Source organism: Mycobacterium sp. THU-M104, assembly GCF_049197365.1.
Taxonomy (GTDB): Bacteria; Actinomycetota; Actinomycetes; order Mycobacteriales; family Mycobacteriaceae; genus Mycobacterium.
On sequence record NZ_JBMIOP010000117.1, the window covers coordinates 1 to 5,211 of the forward strand.

Below are 5,211 nucleotides of genomic sequence, written 5' to 3' on the forward strand. Positions count from 1 at the left end.
CGATTGGCCAAGGCGAAGTAGTGCAAGCCTCCACGCGCTCACTATGCGTGAGGCACCAGCTACCGCTTCGCGCTCACTTTTACGTGAGGCACCTCGCAGCCATAGGGACGAATGGCCCTAGGCCCGGCGACATCGCGATTTCTATGGTGAGTCGAGACCAATAAGCACCCACCAGACCAATAAGCACCCACCAGCGAGGATCTGGATAGTCGACGATGAGCACTCATTATGAAACAGGCCCGGCGCCAGGCGAATACAGCGCCGAGGACGACAACCAGCTCCAGCCGGAGGACACACTGGTCGACCGCGGCGTCGACGATGTGCTCGACGAGGGCTACTCGCCACCCGAGTACCCGTACGGGCATGGCGCCTTCGGGCCGGGCGAGAGCATGGATCAGCTCCTGGCCGAGGAAGATCCGGATCCGGCCTCGCGAATCGACGTGCTTCTCGACGAGTCGGAGCGGCAGCGCTCCGACAACGCGGAGCGCGATGCCGAATTCCCGCAGCGGCGGGCCGAGATCGGTCGTGCGCGGGCCGGCCGGCTGGTGGCACCGGACCACGGCTTCGGCGAAGACACCGAGTCGGAGATGGTCGCCGAAGACGTCGGCATCAGCGGCGGCGCGGCGTCGGCCGAGGAAGCCGCAATGCACGTCATCGAGGAGACGGATTAGTGCGAAGGTCACTCCCGCCATAAAGCTGTGGGTACAGGTCAGCGGCCGCGACGAGGACGCCGAGTTCCCCGACGACGTCGACTACGAGATACTGACCGGCGGTGTCCTGATGATCAGCAGCGGCAACGACATTCGCCTTTACAGCCCGCAGCGCCGGCAAGAGGTCATGATCGACACGAGCCCCACGGCCCAGTGGGACGAGCGTCAGCCGCCCGACGACGGCATCACAGGGCGGTAGCCGCCGCCGCGCGGTGACCACCGGCGACACCGCGCCAGTCAGCGTCGACGCACACGGAAGGGGCTGCTCGAGTGGATCCCGATCCCGACTACGACGCCTCCGACGAGATCGAGTACGCGGTGGACTGGTTCGCCTGGATACTGCGCGGTGGTTGCCTCCCGCCCGCCTATCCACCAGTTTGAGCTGCGCGTCGCGGGGCTACGGGCAGACGGGGGCCAGGACCGCCGCACAGCATCTGCACAGCGAGCTGCTGGACCGTGTTCTCCTGTGCGCTTTGACCGTGGCTTTCGGGTGGCGGCGGGGTTCGCACTGCCACTGCTGGCTGGTCTGCTCGCGCCGACCGCCTCCCCGGCGGTCTCGCTGGGCGGTGACGCCGGCAACGTCGTCGACGGCAGAGTCTGCACCTTGACCGCCATCGGCCACGACAACACGAGTGAGCTGGTCGGGAATGACCCGCCATGGCTTCACCGGTCTCATAGGGCCGCCTCCCAGGTTGAGCAAGCATTTCTCATTCGTGTTGTTCAGCGCGGTTCTCAACGATGTCAACTCCTGCGGCGGCCCGGGCGCCGGTTTTGTCCCGGTCCCGAACTGAGGTGATCGGCAATCAGGACCGCGGCCGGAGAGGCCGACCAAAAGAGTCGGACTGCCGGACGCCACGTGAGTCAGAGATCAAAGTCGGGCAAGACTGCTGACCGGCGCATGCGGCACGCTGCCGAACTCACCCGCTATTGGTTCGACGCCAAGCCCCAGGGAGTCACTGGGGTCCGAGGCCGGCCAGGCGAGGAACCCTCGGCCCCGCAGCTTCGCTCCGGCGGTACCAGGCGAACGAACTCGACTGTCGCAGAACAATAATGATCGTGATGGACACCGCCGCCGACGAACCGGACGGCAACCCACAACAGAGGAAGCGGATCCAACAACACGCCTCCGCCAGATGTCAAGCTGCCCCTGGTCGGCTACCGCAGCGGTGCACGGACAATCCAGCGCCCGATCGAACCGCCTGCGACCCGAATTCCATACACATGCGCGGGTAGACTTCCGTTCCGGTGTTCTGGTCGGCATTGCACTCCATCAAACAGACCAGCCCCCCGCCCTCGTAGCTCAGGGGATAGAGCACGGCTCTCCTAAAGCCGGTGTCGCAGGTTCGAATCCTGCCGGGGGCACCATCTGACCAGCGCAGATGCAATCCCGTGCAAGATACGCACAACAAGGCGTACCGGTGCGTCCCCGACAACGGAGGAACCACCGCCATGAACCCACTGGACCGACTCACAGCCACCCGAGGCCACCTGTTCGCCGCGCTGCGGGCGCTGCTGGAAGCCATCGACCCCCGCGAGGACGCTCGCCCGAATGGCGCCCCGGAGTCCCGCGCCATCGAGCTGATCACCGCGTTGACGGACGCTATCTCGCGTTGCGAACGGTTGGCGACCGTAGTTGAAGGCGCCGATGCGGCTGAGGTCCGGCGATTAAAGCCCGCGACGACGCGACCGACGGGCGGGGGCTGGCCGAAGAGTAGGTCAGCCGGTCACTTGCGCCGGCTGCAATCCAGGCGTTTGCTGAACAAGTCAGCCTGAAAGGTGGTCGATCATGTATCGACTTGTCGCCGTCCTGGCCACACTGGCCGTCGCTGCGGGCACCGCCTCGACCTTCGCGTCGCCGGCGCACGCCGCACCGGACCCGCACATGCCCGACCCCCTGCGTGGCTACTGCCCGGGCGGTGGTGTCGGCAATGTGCTGATGGGCGGTTACTGCGACGGGGAGCATTACCCGGACGGATCCTACTGGCACAAGCTGATGGCCGGGGGCGCCTACTCGCTGCCGATCATGCTGCCGGGCCAGAGCGAGCCCGCCGATCTGGGGATGTCGTGCGTGGTCGACCCCGACAACGGGCCGGTTCCGCAGCCGGCGCCTCCCGGCGGGTGCGGGGGCGCGGTGAAATGAGCGACGCACCGCGGGCGTGGTCGGACGACGACGAAGACGGCGATGGTCGCATACGGACGCCTGAGCTGCTTGGCGCTGCGGCGTGGTGCGCATTCGCGACACCGACCGGCTCACAATCAACGACTCAATGGCCTACGTGGCCCCGGCAGGCTTGGCGGCCGGCGCCCGGCGCCCGGACGACCATCGGCACGCCGGGGAAGCACCACGCCATCTCCGAACGCGACTTGCGCAGCACCGCCGTGCCGTAGCCCTTCTTGCGGTGCTCGGGGTGGATCCAGATCCGCACGTCGACCTCGCCGCGCACCAATTCGCCGAACACCATGCCGACCTTCTCTCCGGACTCCTCGGCCACGAACCAGGCGGCCTCCTCGTCGTCGACCCGCCGCAGCGCCGCGTTGATCTCGTCGTCGAGGTTGCCGGCCGGTCCGCCGGAGCCGTCGCCGGCGCCCATCTCCCCGGTCCGCACGGCGAAGAGGTCCCGGTCCGTCTGCGGCGAGAACGGCCGCAACTCGAGGTTCTCCCCCGAACTGGCCGGCCGCTCCTTGACGGTGAAGCTCAGCTGCTTGTTGAGGTCTTCGAGTTCGGCGAGGATCTTCGTGCGTGACTCGATCGTGAGCTGGTCGAACGACATGCCCATCACGGCTTCGGCGGCGGCGCGCGAAGTGTCCAGCAACGCGGCGACCGCCCCGACCGCGGCCGCCTTGTTCTCGGACTCCACCACGACGTCGGCTATCTCGTGCCGGCGCTCGAGGGCGCACAACAGGGCATCTGCGATCTCTCGCCGGGCGGCTTTACGGTCTTGGTCGGTCATTGCACCAGACTAGAACGCCGCCGGCGGTAGCGCCTCGGATCTGCGGCTTCCCAGCTCGAGGAACCGTTGATAGCCGTCCTCGACGGCGCCTGCCCACGCGCGCCGGGGCTCGACGACGCGACCGGTGCGTGCCCAGCGGGCGGCATCGGCGATCGACGTCTCCAGGCCGGCCGCAATCCGGGCCAAAAACGCCGCCCCCAACGCGGCGCCCTCGGCGACCTCGCAGACCTGCACCTCGCGGCCGGTCGCGTCGGCCACGGCCTGCATCCAGGGCCCGACCCGGGTGCCGCCGCCGGCGGCCACCAGGCGTGCCACCGGCGCCCCGCTCAGCTCGATGAGCTGGCGCACGACGAAGCCCGACGCCTCGTAGGCGGCCCTGCGCAACGCGGCCGCGTCGTGGGTCAGGTCGAGCGCGTCGAGTACGGCCCGTCGGTCCGGATCGTGCAACGGTGTGCGCTCCCCCCGGAGGTAGGGCGACCACACCGGGACCCGGCGCGGGTCAGTGGCGTCCGCGTCCCCCGGCGCCAGCACGCGATCCACCCAACTCAGGAACAGCCCGCCGGCATTGCTGGCCCCGCCGATCTGACTCTTGCCCGCGGCGGTGTGCGGGAGCGTCCACAGGCCGGGCACCTGCCGCGCCTCCGCGACGGTCGCCCACATGATCAGCGTGGTGCCGCACAGCACCAGCACGTCGCCGTCGCGGTCGGCGCCGGCCACGATCTGCTCGCACAGAGCGTCGACGGCGCCGGTCGCCAGCACCGCGCCGGTCTGCCGCAGGCGGCCGGCCGCGGCACCGATGGTCTGCACCCGCGGCATCTGTTCGACGGACGCGCCGCGCTCGGCGCAGGCCACCGCTTTCCAGCCGGCCCCGTCGAACAGCGGGAATGTCGTTGCCGCGGTGGCGATGTCGATCACCGCCTCGCCCGCCAGCGCGTGATTGGCCACCGCCGGCGCGGCCAGTACCCGGCCGCACCGGGCGCCCGGGAGACCGTCCAGCGCAGGAGCTCGGCGGCCTCCCCCACCGCGGGCAGCGGTTGGTTCACCGTCCGCGGGCCCCGCCCCCGGGCGTCCCCGTAGAGCAGTCCCGGCGTGACGGGCGTGCCGGTGGCGTCGACGGCCGCCAGCGACGGCGCCATCGCCGCAACGGCGAGGGCCCTCGGGTCACGGCAGCCGAGCCCGTCCAGCGCTGCGAGCGGACCCCGCCGCCACGCCTCGTCGGTGTCGTGCTCGAGCCGGTCGGGGGCCGGTACCCGCAACCGGTGTCCGATGCGCACCCGCGCCGTCACACGGCCGTCGGGGTCGGCGGCGACCGCTTTGACCGAGGTGCTGCCGATGCCGATGCCTATTGTGACGCCTTCGCGTGACACGGGCGTCACCGTACGGCCTCGGTGTGCGCGCGATCGCGTCCACCCGCGGTGACCCCAACAACGTCGACGTCCCCGCGGCCACCGCGGCCGGTGTCCCGGTGCTTTACACCCCGGGCCGCAACGCCGACGCGGTCGCCGAGATGACCGTGGCCCTGCTGCTGGCCGTCACTCGTCACCTGCTGC

Annotated in this window: 5 protein-coding genes, 1 tRNA gene and 2 pseudogenes; 6 read left to right on the plus strand and 2 right to left on the minus strand. The window is 69.5% G+C overall.

What is annotated here, in order from left to right:
* The first annotated feature begins 215 nt into the window (after nucleotides 1-215).
* The 5 genes from ACOJVU_RS10430 to ACOJVU_RS10450 all read left to right on the plus strand — a co-directional run bounded on the left by ACOJVU_RS10430 (nucleotide 216) and on the right by ACOJVU_RS10450 (nucleotide 2,850).
* On the plus strand, nucleotides 216-671 hold the full coding sequence (locus ACOJVU_RS10430) for a DUF5709 domain-containing protein (RefSeq protein ID WP_421529711.1): 456 nt from the start codon (nucleotides 216-218) through the stop codon (nucleotides 669-671).
* Nucleotides 672-780: 109 nt separating this feature from the next.
* Nucleotides 781-909 carry a hypothetical protein gene (locus ACOJVU_RS10435; RefSeq protein ID WP_421529712.1) on the plus strand — a complete coding sequence of 43 codons (129 nt, stop codon included), beginning with the start codon at nucleotides 781-783 and terminating at the stop codon, nucleotides 907-909.
* Nucleotides 910-980: 71 nt separating this feature from the next.
* Nucleotides 981-1,091 carry a hypothetical protein gene (locus tag ACOJVU_RS10440; RefSeq protein WP_421529713.1) on the plus strand — a complete coding sequence of 37 codons (111 nt, stop codon included), beginning with the start codon at nucleotides 981-983 and terminating at the stop codon, nucleotides 1,089-1,091.
* 908 nt (nucleotides 1,092-1,999) lie between these two features.
* Nucleotides 2,000-2,075 (plus strand) — tRNA-Arg (locus ACOJVU_RS10445).
* A 421-nt stretch (nucleotides 2,076-2,496) separates the two neighbouring features.
* Nucleotides 2,497-2,850, plus strand: a complete 354-nt coding sequence (locus ACOJVU_RS10450) for a hypothetical protein (RefSeq protein WP_421529714.1) — start codon at nucleotides 2,497-2,499, stop codon at nucleotides 2,848-2,850.
* Nucleotides 2,851-2,974: 124 nt separating this feature from the next.
* Here ACOJVU_RS10450 and ACOJVU_RS10455 read toward each other — a convergent pair whose 3' ends face one another.
* Entirely contained in the window at nucleotides 2,975-3,661 is a 687-nt protein-coding gene (locus ACOJVU_RS10455) for a GNAT family N-acetyltransferase (protein WP_421529715.1), read from the minus strand.
* Nucleotides 3,662-3,670: 9 nt separating this feature from the next.
* Nucleotides 3,671-5,028: pseudogene (locus tag ACOJVU_RS10460) on the minus strand (xylulokinase).
* Nucleotides 5,029-5,048: 20 nt separating this feature from the next.
* Here ACOJVU_RS10460 and ACOJVU_RS10465 point away from each other — a divergent pair.
* Nucleotides 5,049-5,211 (plus strand): annotated as a pseudogene (locus ACOJVU_RS10465) (3-phosphoglycerate dehydrogenase); the annotation flags it as partial.

Excerpts from the sequence above, each read along its gene's own strand:
- ACOJVU_RS10450 (WP_421529714.1), top strand. The coding sequence starts at position 2,497 with ATGTATCGACTTGTCGCCGTCCTGGCCACACTGGCCGTCGCTGCGGGC.
- ACOJVU_RS10455 (WP_421529715.1), bottom strand. The coding sequence starts at position 3,661 with ATGACCGACCAAGACCGTAAAGCCGCCCGGCGAGAGATCGCAGATGCC.
- ACOJVU_RS10430 (WP_421529711.1), top strand. The coding sequence starts at position 216 with ATGAGCACTCATTATGAAACAGGCCCGGCGCCAGGCGAATACAGCGCC.
- ACOJVU_RS10435 (WP_421529712.1), top strand. The coding sequence starts at position 781 with ATGATCAGCAGCGGCAACGACATTCGCCTTTACAGCCCGCAGCGCCGG.